The organism is Candidatus Neomarinimicrobiota bacterium (assembly GCA_021734025.1).
GTDB lineage: Bacteria > Fidelibacterota > JAANXI01 > JAANXI01 > JAANXI01 > JAANXI01.
On the sequence record JAIPJS010000008.1, the window covers coordinates 45,934 to 63,825 of the forward strand.

Genomic DNA, 17,892 nt, shown 5'->3' on the forward strand with positions numbered 1-17,892 from the left:
TAGGGGCTTCTGATGCCCCGCTTGTATGGAATACTTGGATATGAAAAGTACCCAAAAGGGTTTGCCTCAGCGATATCCTTAATCCCTGCTCCGCCCAGACGGAACGATTAATCTATACCCCTCTCTTCGGAACTTGGTTTTATAGGATTCTAAATACCTGGTCACCGCTAATTTAGCGACAGCGAATCTACCTCAGACTTCATTCAGGGAGAACTGCACTCTGCGAAGTGAATAGAGGTTCGGTTGAACTATTCGATGAGCCGATTTTTTGCGCGATTTTCTATTGGCACACCAATCTCTTACACCTATATTGCAGAGAAATTTGGAGACACATGCAGACGAAATGAAGTTTCGAATCTATACAGATACATCAGTGATTGGAGGATGCTTCGACCCCGAATTTGCCGAGTGGTCGAATCAGTTACTCGACCAATTTGCCGCGGGCGAAAAAATTCTTGTCCTCTCTGATTTGACGTTACGTGAATTGGAGTTAGCGCCCGATTTTATTATGGAACGTTTGCAGGATGTACCAAAGCAGTATACCGAATATGTGGACTTCACGAATGAAGTGAAAGCCCTAGCACACCAATATGTTGCCGAAGGTGTCCTGGGCGAAAAAAATATCGTCGATGCGCAGCATATTGCCTTGGCGACTTTCCAGCGGGTAGATGTTTTGACGAGTTGGAACTTTCGACATATTGTGCACTTTATAAAGGTGCGACAGTTTAATGCGGTGAACCTGAAGTTTGGATATCCTACCATAGAAATTCGCTCACCCCAGGAGGTGGTATAAATGAGTACAACTAAATCGAATCACACAGACAAAGAAGTCAGTGCGGTTCAATTAATGCGCGAAATTCGGGACAAATTATCCACCGACTATCGGGCGAATCCCGAGCAAGAAGACCAAGAATTAGCAGCGATTCGTAATAAATATCGTATCCGAGAAACAACCGAAGCATAATTCAACCTCACCTTCGTTGCACCGGACAGTATGAGCTAGTCAGCTCTTGGACGGTCATTTCTCGCCGGAATGGAGGATCTGTTTTCAAGGGTCTATCCAGTAAATTTAGTCTTTTTGGCGGCGTAATAAAATCCGATTCCCGTTAGTCCAAAGATCACGCTCACACCAACTAGGACTTGTTGCCAGCGATTCAGTCCTTTCCGATTTATTTCATTGAGTTGCAGAGATTCGGATACGCTGATTGTTTCAATAAGGCCGTGGCCCATACCGTCGCTGATTTCGAATGTCCATTGACCTGAGGTATCCGGCGCAAAGATGAAGCGGCCGTATTGATCGGTCAGTCCTTCCTGGTAGACTGTTCCCTCATCACCGGGGCGATAGATTTTCACTTCGCTGTAGGAGAACGGCGTCCCGTCGTTGTAGGTGACCCCGATGCCGGTACCGCCCTCAAAGGTGGAATATTCCACGCCATGTGCGTATAACAGGGTTAGGGGAAGCAGGGTGATAATCAAAAATTTTATAATTATGCGCATATGCCTCAACTTTATTCTGTGACCCGGAACGTTAATGAACAAGTTTTTCCGTTCAGGTGGGTGGTAAGCAGGTAGTAACCCGGATATTTCAGTCGATATTCTGCTTTGCGATTTTCTGCAACGGTGAGATAAGTAGTCTTTTTTCCTTCGGGCATGATAGCAACGGTGCCGTCAGCCGATTGACCGTCAGTGGATATAGCCAAGTGGATTGTGTTGCCGGTTTTAGGTACGGATTCCGAAAATTCCAGCACGATCTCAAGTCTTGAGCCAAATTCCACTTTCAAAGTATCTGCAATCTTTTTGCCAACGGTAAAAACCGTTTGTCCCCAGTAGAGTGGCTCCTCCATCTGCGGCTTCTTGAGGACGAATCTGGCGAGATACATTCCCGGCGTTTCCGGAATGAACCGGATGATTCGATGGTCACCGTCTTCGGATACCTGCGGCTCGAGAATAGTGTCGTCCGGCGTCTTTATTAGGACGGTGTGGAACAGCCTGTCTTGAAACAGAAAGTCGCCGCCGGGAAACTCGTGTCCGCTGGTGATGACAAGTTCCATTGGTTGTCCCGGTTCGGGCGACGGCGTTTTGGGATAAATCCAGTGCTTGTGCGCCTGGAGCATCATCGCTGGGAGCAAGATTAGTGCCCATACCGTAAGCGGTGTTCGCCAAAGACTTCTCTGGGAAACTTGCATATCAGAACCGGTACATCAGCGTGGCGTTCATACGCATACTCTCCATGTTGTTACCGAAGGCCAGGCCGGATTTGAAGATGGTATTCGGCGAACCAAGCGGCAGATAGAAACCCGGAAGCAGAGTGACATTATCCAGGCCGTCTTCCAACGTTCCGAGGAGTTCCAGGCCGGCGGCGATGCCGTGCGGATCGGCGGAGAGCGGAGTTTTTGCAGCGAAGATCCAGTCGCTGTAGGACTCGTCGCCATCCCGGCCGTAGCGCAGATTGAGCACCATGTTGCTGTGTGCGAACAGGTCTTTGCTCAGGATAAGCGCCCCTTCGTAGACACGCTGACCGTTGAGCAGCGTCTTGCTGCGATCGAAAGGATGTTCATAGGTTCCGACCACTGCAATATCGACCACGTAAATCTGTGGAAACCGGTACTGGAGTGTAAATGCCGCCGCTTCCAGGAAAGGGGACGGTCCCATTGGAGCGAATTCTGCCTGCTGACCTGGCACTAGCAGGTCGTTGCCGAACTTGGCGAAGTGGGTGTGGACATCGAACATCAGGAAGTCCGACAGACCTCGGGACAGTCCGGGCGTAAATTCCCAGTGATCCATTTGGGGATTGGACCTGTCCTCCACCATATAATCGAAATGGACGTGGAAGATATGCTCTCCCAGCTTAGCAGTGGAGTAACTCTCCGCTTCGATATATTCCATGGCATGATGCCCGTTGGCTGTGGTGAAAATAACTATGGACAGAAAAATTAGCAGAACATGCGCTTGCAGATGCTTCATTCCCGGAGCCTTTCCCAGGTTTTTCCGTATTACGAATTATAAGTAATGTAATACGACTGCCGGGGAGAACCAACACAAGTTTTCAAAAACGTGTTGGATTTAACGGGGGATCCAGGGAGTTCATAATTGTATTGTGAGAGAAAGAAGTGTCGGACACTTTCCCGCTGATTTTCAGTCTTCCGTAAAGTACCTTTGTATGAACTCGAATCAGCGACAGATGGGTATCATGAGCAAGGAAGACATCGTTATCCACAACCAGGACCGGGAGGAGCCACGGGGGATTACGCATCCCATCGTCATCGTATTGGATCGGTTACGGAGCGCATTTAACGTGGGGAATATATTTCGGATTGCCGATGTCTGCGCTGCAGAGAAAGTGATTACCTGCGGCTATACTGCGTCGCCGCCGCACCCAAAATTGGAAAAGACTGCCCTGGGTGCTGAGGAATTCGTAGAAAATGAGCACTTCGAAACGAGTCTGGAAGCGGTAGTGCATTTGAAGGCGCAGGGATACCAGGTCATCGGGATTGAGACGGTGGAAGGTGCGCCGGATATTTGGGATGTGGAGTTGGATTTTCCGGTGGCGTTTGTATTCGGCAACGAGGCGCTCGGAGTAGAGCGCGAAACGCTGGAGGCGTGCGACCTTATCGCAAAGTTGCCGGCGTTCGGGCGAAAGAATTCGCTGAATGTGGCGAACTGTGCGTCAACGGTGCTGTACCGGGCGATTGAGGTGTATACGAAGAATGAGTAGTACACCCCCTTTCCCCACCAAACAAGTGTTCAGATACTCCAATTAAACGATAAACAGATTTCGGAAATGCCCCAATTTGATCGGGTTTTCATCGTTGGCTGCGGGGATATCGGAAAACGGGTCGCCGCAGTCTGGCAGGATCGCTCCAAAGATGTCCTAGCCCTGGCCCGCTCTCCAGAGAGTGCTGAGAAATTAGAATCGTTGGGAATCACTTCGGTCCACGGCGATCTGGATAAGCCGGAATCCCTCAAGGATTTACCTTTGAGCAATGCGCTCATGTATTACCTGGCACCGCCTCCCAGAGATGGAGTAACCGATTCGAGAATGGCGCATTTCCTCAACTCGGTCGACGATGACAATCTCCCGGCACAGTTCATCTATATGAGCACCAGCGGGGTCTACGGCGATACCGGTGGGCAATGGGTCGCCGAAGATGCGCCGCTGAATCCGACCTCCGACCGCTCCCGCCGGCGGGTTGACGCCGAGAAGCAGGTGCGGGAATGGTGTTCCGTTCAGGGGATACCATACAACATTCTCCGGGTGCCGGGGATCTACGGCCCTGGACGACTGCCCATCGACAAGGTGAAGCGGGGTCGCCCTGTACTTCGTGAAGAAGATTCACCGCACTCCAACCGGATCCACGCCGACGATCTGGCCCGGATTTGCGCACAGGTGGCCACTGACGGCCATCCCAACGAAATTTACAACGTCCGCGGCGATGAGATCAGCACTGTCACTCAGTACTATTATACGCTGGCGGATCTGCTGGGAGTGGAACGTCCGCCGACCATCACCTGGGAGGAGGCACAGGAGCAGTATAGTCCTATTTCTTTATCGTTCTTAAAAGACTCCAAACGATTGGACATCTCCAAACTACAGTCACACCTTGATTATCAATTCCTTTATCCATCTCTGGAAGAAGGTTTGCGGGCCACGCTCCGGGAGGCGGATATCAAATAAACTAGTTTCCTATGGAAATTAGCTTTTTCCGCGAAATAAAATTGTATAAACTTGCCACCGAATTTGAGGGAGTGAGTTTATAATGACAATTTATTCAGCTGCAATTCTGTTGTTTCTTGTGATGGATCCACTGGGGAATATTCCGGTATTCATGTCCGTACTCAAAGACGTGGAGGAAAAGCGCCGGAAGTGGATTATTCTGAGGGAAGCGGTTATCGCATTCGGCGTGCTTTGTCTGTTTCTGGTGTTCGGCCGGCCGATCCTGAATCTGCTTCAAATTTCCGAGCCATCCCTGGGGATTGCCGGTGGAGTCATTCTCTTCATTATCTCAATCAAGATGATTTTCCCGCCACAGGAAGGCGTATTCGGCGCCAGCGCGGATCGGGAGCCGCTCATCGTGCCCCTGGCCATCCCGCTGATTGCGGGACCGTCTGCTATCGCCACAGTGATGCTCTTCGCCTCCAGAGATCCCGGTCGAATGTTCGACTGGTTCCTGGCGCTGTTCTCTGCGTGGGTGATCAGCACCATCATTCTGTTCTCCTCCGGCGTCCTGCGGCACATCTTTCGCCGCCGCGGTCTGGCGGCTATCGAGCGCCTGATGGGGATGATCCTCACGGCGATCTCCATTCAGATGCTGCTGAACGGGATTGAGCAGTTTCTCGCGCGATAAAAAGAGACTCACCGCAGAGACGCAGAGACCGCAAAGAAAAGCAAAATGACAAAATGCTGAAAAACACCAATGCCACTGAAGGCAACAAGCAAAAGAGTTAAGTAGCCGCGAAGATACACGAAGAAAAACGCGAATTATAACAACCCACTACAAAGAAATCCCGCCAAGCGTGAATTACCAACAGAGTACTCACTGTTGATATTAGGACAGTACTGAAAACTTAAGGCGTATGACTGCTTTTAACTATAACACTGTAACACGATAACACATTAACACATTTTCTTACTCGAACACTTAAACACCCGAACACTGAAACACTGTTTTCACCACTCTTGACATCAATAGTCTCTCACCGTATGTTACTCCGCTTATGCGGAACCGAAACGAAAATACTATTTATGCTGATCACAGCGCCACAACGCCCGTGGATTCGCAGGTGGTTGATGAGATGCGGCGGATTATGACCAATGTTTGGGGGAACGCCAGCAGCGTCCACCAGATAGGTAGATCAGCCAAAGTGGAGCTGGAACAGGCCAGAGAGACGATCGCCGGTGCACTCAACGCCTCACGGAACGAGATTCTCTTCACCAGCGGTGCCACCGAGTCCGACAATTTTGCCCTGCGTGGGTTGGCTCAGGCATTTCGCAACAAGGGCAAACATATTATCACTTCGAAGGCGGAGCATCACGCAGTGCTCCATACCTGCGAGGCGCTGGATAAGAATGGATTTTCTGTGACCTATCTGGACGTGGACAAACACGTAATGGTCAATCCCGGTGATGTGGAGGCTGTCCTCACCGACGAGACGATCCTCATCAGCATCATGCATGCCAACAACGAGATCGGTACGATCAATCCCATAGATGAAATCGGAAAAATTGCTCAGGAGCACGATATTCCATTCCACACGGATGCGGTCCAGACCTTCGGAAAACTGCCATTGGATGTGAGTGAATTACCGGTGGATGCGCTTTCGGTCTCCGGACATAAAATTTATGGCCCCAAGGGCATCGGATTTCTGTACGTGAACAAGAATCTAGATATTATTCCCCAACTGACCGGCGGTGCCCAGGAACGGAACCTTCGGGCCGGCACCGAAAATTTACCGGCGATTGTGGGGTTGGCGAAGGCGGTTGAGCTCGCACTTGAGAGTCAAAATTCCGAAACCGATCGGTTACGGAACTTGCAGAAATCGCTGGAGATCGGATTGACTGAGCAAATCCCCGGGGCCACCGTTCACGGCCATCCGGAAAAGCGCATCGCCGGATTAACGCACATCGGATTCGATGGCGTTGATGGTGAATCGCTGGTGATGAACCTGGATATGCGCGGTATCGCCGTCTCCAGCGGATCGGCGTGCTCCTCCGGAACGGTGAATCCGTCTCACGTACTCCTGGCCATGGGCTACGAGAAAGACAGAGCCAAGAGTGCCATTCGCATCTCCCTGGGGAGAAGTAATACGGAGGAGGATATTCCGGTATTGATTGACGCAATCCGAGAAGAGGTCGAACGTATCCGAACCGCCGGAGAGCAACGGAACCAAAAGAAAGAAGAAATCGTACACGCTTGACAAGATAAAAACTTGGCACGCAGATGACGCTGAAACTACCGATTACTGCTGATAAATAAGGACAAAAATTTGCTTATTCTTTATCTGCGATAATCTGCTTAATCTGCGTTATCAGCGTGCTATTAGGTGTTATATGAAGTGGAAACCGGACAAAGGTGAGCGCGTAGTAGCTGCGATGAGCGGCGGCGTGGATTCGTCTTTAATGGCGAAGCTGCTGCTGGATCAGGGTTACGACGTTATCGGCGTCACCATGAAGTTGTGGACCTATGAACGGGTCGGCGGCAACACCCGTGCGGCGGATAGCAACTGCTGCTCCATCGAGGAGATCAACGACGCGCGGATGGTCTGTCATCAACTGGGTATTCCACATTACGTGTTGGACTTTTCGGACACGTTTCACGACACGGTGGTTGAGAATTTTGTCAGCGAGTACCTGAACGGCAGCACGCCGAATCCGTGTGTGCTCTGCAATTCGCGGGTGCGCTGGGTCTCCCTGCTGGATCGCATCGGCGAGTTCGGCGCGGAATTCATCGCAACGGGACACTACGCCCGTCGCCGCTACAATCCGGAAACGGATGCAATGGAGCTACTGCAGGGACTCGACCCACAGAAGGATCAGTCGTATGTCCTATGGGGAGTCAATCAGGATCTGTTAAGACGGACACTCTGGCCGCTGGGGAATTTCACCAAGGAGACCGTCCGCTCGGATGCCAGCGACGCGAATTTGCACACGGCACAGCGTCCTGAGAGTTTCGAGATCTGCTTTGTTGCCGATAACGACTACCGACGTTTCCTGAGCGAGTACGCGACAGAGGAGATGGAGTCCATTCCCGAGGGCGAAATCGTGGATACTGAAGGGAATGTACTGGGAATGCACGAAGGCTATCCAAACTACACTATCGGTCAGCGCCGGGGGCTCGGAATCGCAATCGGCGAGCCGGTTTATGTGAAGGAGATTCGCCCGGAAACCAACCGGATTGTTGTCGGCAAGAAGCAGGAAGTGCTGTCGGAAACCTGTGAGATTGCCGGAGTGAATTACACCAGTGGTATCGAGCTCATCACGCCAACGCGGGTCAGGGCTGCCATTCGGTACAACCACCGCGGTGCAGACGCAACCCTGGTTCCGAAGGAGAACAATACAGCGACCATAGAATTCGACGAACCACAACACGCCATCACACCGGGGCAATCAGCAGTGTTTTACCGCGATGACCTGGTGTTGGGCGGCGGATTTATTAAGCAGGCGGCGTGATTTGCAATTGTATAAGTCACTCTTCGACAGGCACGGAGTAACTCACCTGGGCGTCATTCCTTATAAGAGGTTCCTACCGGAGTTGAGATTGTCGTCGCAGAGGGAACACTACGGGGAAGGGTGAGCGCCGGAATTCAAACGATTTTCGACTTTTATTTATTTTTAACGGAGGCCCCTAATGCCAAAAAAAGTTACAACCAAGACAATCCGATCGTGGAAGGGTAGCGACCATAAGATTACCTCGCTCACGGCGTACGACGCTACATTCGGGAAATTGGTGGATGCTGCAGGCATTGATTTGATCCTGGTGGGCGACTCGGCCGGGAATGTCTTCGCCGGTCACGAAAATACGATTCCCATGACGATGGACCAAATGATCTATCACACGGCTTCAGTCCGTCGAAGTGTCTCCAGAGCTTTACTCGTCGCAGACATGCCGTTTGGTTCCTATCAGAGTTCCGATGAAAAGGGTATAGAAAACGCTGTTCGCTTGATGAAGGAGGCGGGCGCTGAAGCGGTGAAACTGGAAGGCGGAAAGCGGATTGCCGATCTTGTAAAAAAACTCACCGAGAGCGGTATCCCGGTCATGGGGCATCTGGGGCTGACTCCGCAATCTATTAATGAGTTCGGCGGGTATCACACCCAGGCGACCTCTGAGATCACCGCTGAGCGGCTCATTGACGATGCACAGGCGTTACAGCATGCGGGCGTGTTTTCGATGGTACTGGAAAAGATTCCGGCCTCGCTTGCCAAGAAGGTTACCGAAACTATCAGCATTCCCACTATCGGCATCGGCGCTGGCCCGGACTGCGACGGACAGGTTTTGGTTATTTACGATATGCTCGGTCTGTATGATGAAATCAATCCGAAGTTCGTTCGCCGATACGCGCATCTCGCCGATGATATCCGCTCTGCGCTTGGAAAATATATTGAGGATGTGCAGAGCGGCGATTTTCCGAGCGCTGACGAGTCGTATTAAAACAAAATAAATCGATTCTTCCTCGCAATGAGATTGCGAGGCTATTTAGACAGCCTTGAAATTTCATTTCAAAGTATACAGCATACAGATTGGTACATATATCCTCGCCGATCTTTTCGGAGACAGTAACAGTTTTCATGTAATCAGATATCACTGTCGGCGATCCCACCGACAGGATGGAAATATCCCAAAATACCGTTCACTTTTTCACCTGATTACTGTTACATTCCATTCTCTATGGCAACGGAAGTCATCAAATCAGTCAAAACGATGCAGCGGCGGTCGGCAAGCCTCCAACAGGCTGGTCACACCATTGCGCTGGTGCCGACCATGGGATTCCTTCACGAGGGGCACCTCTCGCTGGTGGATATCGCCAGGGGCAAGGGTGATACGGTGGTGATGAGTATCTTTGTGAATCCGACGCAATTCGGCGAAGGCGAGGATTTCGAGGATTATCCCAGAGATTTCGAGAGGGATCTGTCGCTTGCCATGGATCGGGGCGTTGACGTTATTTTTTGGCCCGGTGCCGATGATATGTATCCGGAAAACTTCAGTACACATGTCGAAGTTAAAAATCTTACAGAACATCTTTGCGGTGCGTCCCGTCCGGGACATTTCCAGGGGGTCACCACAGTGGTGGCAAAATTATTTAACATCGTTCAGCCGGATATAGCCATCTTTGGGCAAAAGGATGCCCAGCAGGGATTCGTACTGAAGCGAATGATTCGGGATCTGAATTTTCCCATCGATATTGTGCTCGGCCCGATTATCCGTGAAGAAGACGGAGTGGCTATGAGCTCCCGGAATACTTACCTTTCCGAGGAGGAGCGGGAACAGGCACTTTCCCTCTATCAGGGGCTGCAGACGGCGAAAAAAAAGGTTGAATCTGGAGAGGTGGATAGTAATATTATTATTGATAAAATCCGTTCGGTTATAGAGCCGAACCCCGACGTTGAGATTGACTATATAGAAGTGACGGATACCGAGAATTTATCGCCTGTTGAGACCATAGAAGGTCAGGTATTAATTGCGGTTGCAGCGTATGTTGGAACAACACGGTTGATTGACAATATAATAGTGAGCAATAATGAAACGAACACTACTTAAATCCAAGATTCACCGGGGTACGGTGACGGAAGCAGATCTGGCTTATGAGGGAAGCCTCACGCTGGATCCTGAATATATGCGAGCAGCGGATATTCTACCGTACGAGAAAGTGCATATCGTCAACATCAATAACGGGGCACGGCTGGAAACGTATGCCATCGAAGGTGTACCGGGCAGCAAAACCATATGCCTGAATGGCGCCGCGGCCCGTCTCGGCCAGGTTGGCGATCGGGTTATTGTGATGAGTTATGTGCAAATGAAGGAAGCAGAAGCCCGGAACCATGAACCGACCGTCGTACTTCTGGATGAAAAAAATAATATCGTATCGGTTACCTCTGACAGTGTAGCCGCATAGATTCTTTAGGAGGATTCGTATGAAGAAAGTTATATCCATCTTAGCGATACTTATAGCGATCGCTCTCATCAATCCTTCAGTCGTGGATGCGCAATTCCGCGCGGAACAGAATAGACCGTCGATTTCCGAGCGGATTGGGATGCCGTATTCGCCATCCAACAGCAGCATGGTGCTTGGTTTTATCGATCCGTCCAAATTGGATATGAAACAGTCGTACTCCATGTCATTTATCTCAGGAGCCGGCCAGTCCACAACGCTTGGAATGTATACCAATCGGCTGTCTTATATGATTAGCCCGGATATGCAGATTATCGCAGATATCGGATATCTGCACCAGCCATTTCAATCAATGAATAGCGGTCTCCCCTCAAATATCTTTAGTAACGGCCAGTTCTTCTATGGAGGAGAATTGCGCTACAAACCGACGGACAATACATCCCTGAGGATCCGCCTTGATAATATGCCCCGGTATAATTCCTGGGGTAACCCGTATTCCCGGAGTTATTCACCACTACTGGGATACTAACCCAAAGGAAAACTGTCTATGCCTCGACGTTCCCGCCGTCGCACACCCCGTCGTTCCAATCGCAAAGAGGCGTCCGAATCCCGGAACAATGTAAAATCCTGGGCAATTAACTTTGTTATCGGGACACTGGCAGTTGTGGTGTTAGGCTTTGTGTATTCCTCCATAAATCGCATTCAGGAAAATAAGCAGGCCGTGGCTGACCTATCTCTGGAAGAAAGTATCCAGAAATATGAAAAGAAAAGTCTGGCCAAAGAGCTCTACGAGCAGAAACAGTTCACGGATGTCTGGGTCGAGGTGTTAAACGGAAATGGGGTCGCCGGTGTGGCCGGAAATTTTACGGATTATCTGCGGGAGCAGGGCTTCGATGTGCAAAATACGGACAACGCCTCTAACTTTAATTATCAGAATACTCAGGTGATTGCCCGATCGGACGAACAACGGAAGGCCATCGCCGTGGCGCAGGCACTGCAGATTGATACGAGTCAGGTCAAGATCCAACCGGATCCGTCGCTGCAGCTGGACGTTACCGTTATCCTTGGAAAAGACTACAAAGATTTATCCGTGTATAAGTCAATTCAACAATCGAATATCCCGTAAGGAGTACAGCCGTTAGCAAGCCAAAAATACGCAAAAACAGCGAAGAAATTACTTCCAGCGAATTAGCACATAGCATCGCCGAATTATCTCTCACCAAAAAAGCCGAAGACGTCACCGTCCTGGATCTTCAGGGACTGACGACCATTACCGATTATTTCGTTATTGCGTCCGGTGCGTCGGATACCCAGGTGAAAGCCATCGTAGATGCCATCACCGACGGCCTCGAACCGGAGATCGAACCGTGGCACATCGAAGGCTATAACCAGCTCCGCTGGGTGCTGCTGGATTTCGTCGATGTGGTAGTCCACGTGTTCCAGCGACAGGTCCGTGAATACTATGATATCGAGCGTCTCTGGGCCGATGCAGATAAAGAGCTGGTGACCGAAGACGAAGTGACCGAATCCGAATGATTAAGTATCTCCGCGGGATTATCGGCGTGGCTGCCGATTCTCTCGACTATCCCGACACCGATTTTACCGTTGAGCGTCCCAAACTGGACGAACATGGCAATTACTCCACGAATATTGCCCTGACCCTCACCAAACCTCTCCGCCGTAATCCCATGGAAATTGCGGAGGCAATTCTGGATGAATTGGAGTATGACGAGACCATCGTAGACGAGGTGAAGATTGCCAAGCCCGGCTTCATCAATTTTTATCTTTCCAAAGATTACTTTCGGCAGCAGCTGAAAGTTATACATACTCAGGGCGACGATTTTGGTAAGCATCCCAGGAAGGAAAATCCGACAGCGCTGGTGGAGTTTGTCAGCGCCAATCCCACCGGGCCACTGAACATCGGACACGGCCGCCAGGCGGTACTAGGCGATACCATCGCCAATTTTCTGGAGTGGAACGGGTATGCCGTCTCCAGAGAATACTATTACAATGACGCCGGCCGCCAGATGCGCGTCCTGGCTGAGTCGGTGAAGTCCCGCTATTACGAGCTGCTGGATGAGAATTTCCCATTCCCGGAAGACGGGTATCAGGGCGAGTACATCCGGGATATCGCACAGACACTTATCGATAAACACGGTGATGAACTCCTCAAATCCGATAGTCTGGATCCGTTTCTGGAAGAGGCGGAAAACGTCGTGTTCGCGGACATCAACGGGACACTGGAACGCCTGGGCATCGAGTTCGACACTTATTATAATGAACGTTCGCTGTATGATGACGGGGCGATTGAAAGGGTACTTTCGACGTTTAAAGAAAAGGGACACTCCTACGAGGAGGACGGCGCCGTCTGGTTTAAGGCTACGGATTTCGGCCAGGATCAGGATCGGGTTATCGTCAAAAGTTCCGGCGAGCCAACCTATCGTCTGCCGGATATGGCCTATCACACCACCAAAATCGAACGTGGTTTCGATCGGATTATCGACCTGTTCGGCGCGGATCACCACGCCGCGTATCCGGACGTGATGGCTGGACTCCAGGCGCTCGGTTACGCCACGGACAATATTGAGGTGTATCTCCACCAGTTCGTGACGCTGGTACGGGATGGCAAGCAGATGAAGATGTCCACCCGCAAGGCAAATTATGTGACGCTGGACGAACTGATGGCCGAAGTTGGCGTAGACGTCATCCGGTATTTCTTCAACATGCGGACCATGAACTCGCATCTGAATTTCGACCTGGATCTGGCGCTGAAACAGAGCGACGAAAATCCGGTCTTCTATCTCCAGTACGGACACGCCCGGATTTGCAGTATCTTCAAAAAAGCCGAGGAACGTGGCGTTGAACCGCCGGATTCCGCCCCGGACCTTTCCGTGATTGGGGAGCCGGAGGAGATCGATCTCATCGAAAAGATGCTAGAATTTCCGGAAATTATCGCCTCATGTGGCCAGACGCTCGAGCCGGTGCAACTCTGTCAGTATCTACAAGATCTGGCGACGGCGCTTCATAAATTTTATACCGAATGCATCGTTATCTCCGATGATGTTAAACTGACTCAAGCAAGACTGTATCTCATCGAGGCGACGCGGATTGTCTTAGCTAACGGACTCACCGTTCTCGGCATCACCGCTCCCGAGCGGATGTAGTCGGTAGTTTCTATTTCCCTTTTTAAGTAGTCTCAACTCCTCTAAAAGTAAGGGAAAAAAATAGGGTGCTTTGGAGGGGATAGGGAACATCAGTGCTAGAGTGTTAAAGTGTTATTGTGTTATCGTGTTATCGTTAAGACGACTTCGTAATCTTAATCATGCTCTTAATCTCTCCGCTGGGATCCTATTGGGAGAATCGGTTTTTTTAGAGAATAGATTAGGGAGAAAGAAAACTGCCGTTAGTTGTTCGTGGCATGTTGTTAGTTGAAGGAGAAATGTCATTAAACGAATCGCGCTGGATTGATTTACCACGGACAACAAACTACTAACTACGAACAAAACCAACTATACCCGCTAAATCAGGCATGAGTCCGTCAATAGCCGGATTAGTACCCTGGTTGAATGAGCGGGAACTACAAACAGCCTTTGACACTGGACTCAGGACACCCAGCACACAACGGTTTTAACAATAACACTGTAACACGCTAACACATTAACACGCAGTTACTTGCCCCGTAGGGATCCCTTTGGGAAACACTTCCTCCGGGAGGAGTCCCTTCCAGGAAACACCCGAACACTCTAACACTTTTTTTCAATCTCATCCACCTTATTCAATATCCCGAAATGCCCGCGTCCGAATTCATCGCAGAGAATCCCGATGGCGTCTTGCTTCGTCATGGAATCCGAGCGGAGTTCCCGATAGCGTGACTCCAGATCGGCACGTTCTTTCTCTGTCCAGGGTTTGCCCTGATTCCTTGGTACAGTATTTTCCGGCTGACGGACTGTGTTCATCAGAAAGCCCGGATCAAGATTCTCCATCGCTGTGATTTGATGTGTATACGCTGACTTACTCAGTTCGAATCCCGTGGCCTTACGGTTGAGTCCCCGGGCGACTTTGGCGGTGGAAAAGCTGCCAAGAAACAGATCGCCCACTACATCGCCGGGATTGCTGCTGTAGCGAATGATTTTTTTCAGCAGTGCAGTCGGTAGTTCATTCTTGTTCTTTTTCTGTCCCGGCTTGTACTCCCGGTTGATCACCCAGACATCCTCCCGGTCCTGGTAGTTCAGTGAACCCCCATCGGAATCCTTTTCCTGCGAACCATAGCGAGCGAAGGTGTTGAAGGTGACAGGCCCCCCGGGTTTGATGTAGTAAAGAATATGATAATGCGAGGAGACATATTTCTTTTTTGTATACACGCCAAAATTGTACTTCCAAATGATGTGATTGCGCTCCTGTAGCGATGTCTCACGTAATGTTTCCAGGATATGGTACAGATTCGTATACCCGGAGACGATATAGATTGATCCGCCCGGCCTGAGAATCCGCTCCGCCTGGGTGATCCACTGTCGACTGAACTCTCCGTACTTATCCTGGGGCACTTCAACGTAGCCGTCGATGACGTGTGCCTCGTCCCTGTTGTAATGTTTGTGGAGCGTGTCACCTTCGATTCCGTACGGCGGATCGGTAACAATGAGGTCAATGGAATCATCGGGGATGTGTTGCTCACATCCTGCGATACAATTTTCGTTGAAATACCGGTTAATGTAACTTTGATCTTCTTTGGTCATAAAATTGGACAGGTTGAATTCTCGCCTGATTCAGGGAGGAAACGTACTGGAAAACCGGATGGTTTTCCAGTACGTTTCAATAGTATTTGGAAAATAGTTCTCACTCTCATTCCCTCCTCTTCAATTGAAGTGAGATTGAAGGTACCTGCCCTCTGAAACTTTGTTGTAGGAAGGAGGTTGGTATTTTTGCCCTCGCTAACGAGCCCAATTCCCACACCTTGTCCAAACCTGAGTCATCTTCCCTGTTTAATAACTACTTTTGGCTTGACCCAAAAGTAGACAAAAAGTCAAGATTGTGTTTTCAATTGTGATCGCTGATGTGGCTCAGTCGGGCCAGAACCAGAACTCAGTCGCTCCGCCCCTTCAAACAGCTGGTTCTGGCTTTCCTCCTTTTACCACCGGGATGCTCAAAATTGAAAACAAGACCATTGAACAACAACTATCGATATTTTCGGTTTTGCCATTCGAATTTTTGCACATTTTTTTCCGGCGGTTCGGGGGAGGTAAAAAAGTGCGCCGAGCAGAAACTCCACTAACATTAAAATATTGACAAAAGCAGTCATCCCGACCGGAGCATAGCGGAGTGGAGGGATCTCGTTAAGCAACCACGAGGGGAACCTTACCAGATCCCTCGGTTTGTCTGAAAGACGACTCACCCGGGATGACTGCGTTTATAAAAACGACCCATCCCATTCCGGTGTGATGGCTCGCGAATTGTGTAGCCCGGCATGGAGTGAAACGGAATTTCGGGCGTTAGTTGTATGGTAGTTAACAACACAGCTCCATCCCTCCCATAGGGATCCCGTTGGGGCTCTATTGCGATAGCGATTTTTCCCCTCTCTTCGAAGAAAGGGGATTAAGGGGTGAGTTGTGATTGAAAGATTGGGTCATCCAGTACGGAACGGAGTGGAATCGAGGGATCGCATGAAGAAATCTCAGGAGTTCAATTAACGAGATCCTTCGGCTTCGCTCAGGATGACTGGTGTTGCTTTTGTCCTGCAATGAATAAAACGAATCATCCCGACCAAGATGGAGGGATCTCGTGAAGTACTCTCTACGGTGGACATTGCGAAGCATATAATTAAGGACATAACATTGTCCTTAATTCAAACTACTCCAGCTCCACCTCGGTCTGTTTCAGTTTCTCATTCAGCACGTCAACAAGCTGTTCGGCATCGAGACGAATCTGCTCCAGCGTATCCCGATCCCTGAGAGTGACGGTGCCGTCCTCCACGGAGTCGTGATCCACGGTGATGCAGTACGGTGTACCGGCTTCGTCCTGCCGGCGATACCGCTTGCCGATGGAGCCGCCGTCGTCATAGAATGTGGCAAAGTGTGTGTGGAGATCGTCATAGATATTCCGTGCCATCTCGGGCATGCCCTGCTTATTAAACAGCGGGAAGATCGCCACCTTGGTTGGTGCAATCTTTGGCGAAAGCTGCAGGACGGTCCGGTCGTTTTCTTCGTCCTCCCAGTATGCATCGGCAAGCAGCGTGAGTACAGTTCTGTCGACCCCGGCTGAGGCTTCTACTACCGCAGGGACAACGTGTTCGTTATTCGGCTGGTCAAAATAGGTCAATCGCTTTCCGCTGTATTCCTGGTGCCGATCCAGGTCGTAGGTACCCCGGTCGGCGATGCCTTCCAGTTCCGACCATCCGAACGGAAACAGATACTCCACATCTTTACACTCGGAGGCGTAGTGCGCCAGTTCGTCTTCCCCGTGGGGCCGCAGCCGGAGTTTATCCTGGTTAACGCCAAGACTTACGTACCAGTCGAACCGGGACTGCACCCATTCGTCGAAACTTTCTTTTGTCTGGTCAGGATGGACAAAGTACTCGATCTCCATCTGCTCGAATTCCCGGGAGCGAAAGATAAAGTTCCCGGTGGTCACCTCGTTGCGGAATGATTTCCCGATTTGGGCAATACCAAATGGCAGCTTTACCCGGCTGGTGGAAACCACGTTATTAAAATTTACAAAGATGCCCTGGGCGGTTTCCGGCCGGAGGTAGACCTGGCTGCCCGAGTCTTCCGTGGGGCCGAGATGGGTCTTGAACATCAGGTTGAACTGGCGAACTTTTGTCCAGTCCGTAGTGCCGCCAACGGGATCCCGGATCTCTTCCTTCATGATGATATCGTACAGTGCGTCGTTATCGTTCAGTGCGCTTTCCAGCTCGGACTGTACCCGATCCGCTTCATCATCTTTGCACTTGTCTCGGAGATTCTTGATGTGCTGCTCAATGAGGTGATCCGCGCGGAAGCGGGCTTTGCTTGTTTTATTGTCGATAAGCGGATCGTTGAATCCTGCTACGTGTCCCGAGGCTTCCCAAACCTTGGAATGCATCAGAATACTGGCATCCAGGCCGACCACATCCTCGCGGGTAGTGACGATATCGTGCCACCACTGATCCCGGACGTTTCGCTTGAGCTCCACGCCCAATGGACCGTAATCCCAGGTACTGTTCAGACCGCCATAGATTTCGCTGCTCTGAAAAATAAATCCGCGGCGTTTGGCCAGGGCTACTAACGGTTCGAGATTCTCAAGTTGCTTCGACAT

Annotated in this window: 19 protein-coding genes; 14 read left to right on the plus strand and 5 right to left on the minus strand. The window is 50.4% G+C overall.

Going from position 1 to position 17,892, the window contains the following annotated elements; translation table 11 throughout:
• The first annotated feature begins 343 nt into the window (after positions 1-343).
• Positions 344-793: a PIN domain protein gene (locus K9N57_10250; GenBank protein MCF7804560.1), complete on the plus strand. Its 450-nt coding sequence runs from the start codon at positions 344-346 to the stop codon at positions 791-793.
• Positions 794-964: a hypothetical protein gene (locus tag K9N57_10255; GenBank protein MCF7804561.1), complete on the plus strand. Its 171-nt coding sequence runs from the start codon at positions 794-796 to the stop codon at positions 962-964.
• Between the two features lie 92 nt (positions 965-1,056).
• On the opposite strand, the gene K9N57_10260 is transcribed toward K9N57_10255, so the two are convergent.
• Genes K9N57_10260 through K9N57_10270 form a run of 3 tightly spaced genes read right to left on the minus strand, consistent with a single transcriptional unit; the run spans position 1,057 to position 2,964 of the window.
• A complete protein-coding gene (locus tag K9N57_10260) occupies positions 1,057-1,497 on the minus strand; it encodes a hypothetical protein (GenBank protein MCF7804562.1) in 441 nt (146 codons plus the stop codon).
• 11 nt (positions 1,498-1,508) lie between these two features.
• Positions 1,509-2,186 (minus strand): DUF4198 domain-containing protein, encoded by a 678-nt coding sequence (locus K9N57_10265; GenBank protein MCF7804563.1) that lies wholly within the window; start codon positions 2,184-2,186, stop codon positions 1,509-1,511.
• 1 nt (position 2,187) lies between these two features.
• Positions 2,188-2,964: a hypothetical protein gene (locus K9N57_10270; protein MCF7804564.1), complete on the minus strand. Its 777-nt coding sequence runs from the start codon at positions 2,962-2,964 to the stop codon at positions 2,188-2,190.
• Between the two features lie 196 nt (positions 2,965-3,160).
• On the opposite strand from K9N57_10270, the gene K9N57_10275 reads away from it, so the two are divergent.
• From K9N57_10275 to argS, 12 genes are all read left to right on the plus strand, one after another.
• A complete protein-coding gene (locus tag K9N57_10275; protein ID MCF7804565.1) occupies positions 3,161-3,715 on the plus strand; it encodes an RNA methyltransferase in 555 nt (184 codons plus the stop codon).
• A 66-nt stretch (positions 3,716-3,781) separates the two neighbouring features.
• Positions 3,782-4,675: an SDR family oxidoreductase gene (locus tag K9N57_10280; protein MCF7804566.1), complete on the plus strand. Its 894-nt coding sequence runs from the start codon at positions 3,782-3,784 to the stop codon at positions 4,673-4,675.
• 82 nt (positions 4,676-4,757) lie between these two features.
• Entirely contained in the window at positions 4,758-5,345 is a 588-nt protein-coding gene (locus K9N57_10285) for an NAAT family transporter (GenBank protein ID MCF7804567.1), read from the plus strand.
• A gap of 370 nt (positions 5,346-5,715) precedes the next feature.
• Positions 5,716-6,915: a cysteine desulfurase gene (locus K9N57_10290; protein ID MCF7804568.1), complete on the plus strand. Its 1,200-nt coding sequence runs from the start codon at positions 5,716-5,718 to the stop codon at positions 6,913-6,915.
• 133 nt (positions 6,916-7,048) lie between these two features.
• Positions 7,049-8,167 (plus strand): tRNA 2-thiouridine(34) synthase MnmA, encoded by a 1,119-nt coding sequence (gene mnmA, locus K9N57_10295; protein MCF7804569.1) that lies wholly within the window; start codon positions 7,049-7,051, stop codon positions 8,165-8,167.
• Between the two features lie 178 nt (positions 8,168-8,345).
• Positions 8,346-9,146 (plus strand): 3-methyl-2-oxobutanoate hydroxymethyltransferase, encoded by an 801-nt coding sequence (gene panB / locus K9N57_10300; protein ID MCF7804570.1) that lies wholly within the window; start codon positions 8,346-8,348, stop codon positions 9,144-9,146.
• A gap of 237 nt (positions 9,147-9,383) precedes the next feature.
• Complete coding sequence (gene panC, locus K9N57_10305) at positions 9,384-10,253, plus strand: pantoate--beta-alanine ligase (protein MCF7804571.1); 870 nt, start codon at positions 9,384-9,386, stop codon at positions 10,251-10,253.
• Entirely contained in the window at positions 10,234-10,608 is a 375-nt protein-coding gene (locus K9N57_10310) for an aspartate 1-decarboxylase (protein MCF7804572.1), read from the plus strand. The genes panC and K9N57_10310 overlap by 20 nt, the downstream gene beginning before the upstream one ends.
• 19 nt (positions 10,609-10,627) lie before the next feature.
• The gene (locus tag K9N57_10315; GenBank protein MCF7804573.1) at positions 10,628-11,134 is read left to right on the plus strand and encodes a hypothetical protein; all 507 of its coding nucleotides are present in this window, start codon (positions 10,628-10,630) and stop codon (positions 11,132-11,134) included.
• Positions 11,135-11,152: 18 nt separating this feature from the next.
• Positions 11,153-11,731: a LytR C-terminal domain-containing protein gene (locus K9N57_10320; GenBank protein ID MCF7804574.1), complete on the plus strand. Its 579-nt coding sequence runs from the start codon at positions 11,153-11,155 to the stop codon at positions 11,729-11,731.
• A 47-nt stretch (positions 11,732-11,778) separates the two neighbouring features.
• The gene (rsfS, locus tag K9N57_10325) at positions 11,779-12,141 is read left to right on the plus strand and encodes a ribosome silencing factor (GenBank protein ID MCF7804575.1); all 363 of its coding nucleotides are present in this window, start codon (positions 11,779-11,781) and stop codon (positions 12,139-12,141) included.
• Positions 12,138-13,769 carry an arginine--tRNA ligase gene (gene argS, locus K9N57_10330; GenBank protein ID MCF7804576.1) on the plus strand — a complete coding sequence of 544 codons (1,632 nt, stop codon included), beginning with the start codon at positions 12,138-12,140 and terminating at the stop codon, positions 13,767-13,769. The genes rsfS and argS overlap by 4 nt, the downstream gene beginning before the upstream one ends.
• 579 nt (positions 13,770-14,348) lie before the next feature.
• On the opposite strand, the gene K9N57_10335 is transcribed toward argS, so the two are convergent.
• A complete protein-coding gene (locus K9N57_10335) occupies positions 14,349-15,338 on the minus strand; it encodes a site-specific DNA-methyltransferase (GenBank protein MCF7804577.1) in 990 nt (329 codons plus the stop codon).
• 1,111 nt (positions 15,339-16,449) lie between these two features.
• Positions 16,450-17,892: a glycine--tRNA ligase gene (locus tag K9N57_10340; GenBank protein MCF7804578.1), complete on the minus strand. Its 1,443-nt coding sequence runs from the start codon at positions 17,890-17,892 to the stop codon at positions 16,450-16,452.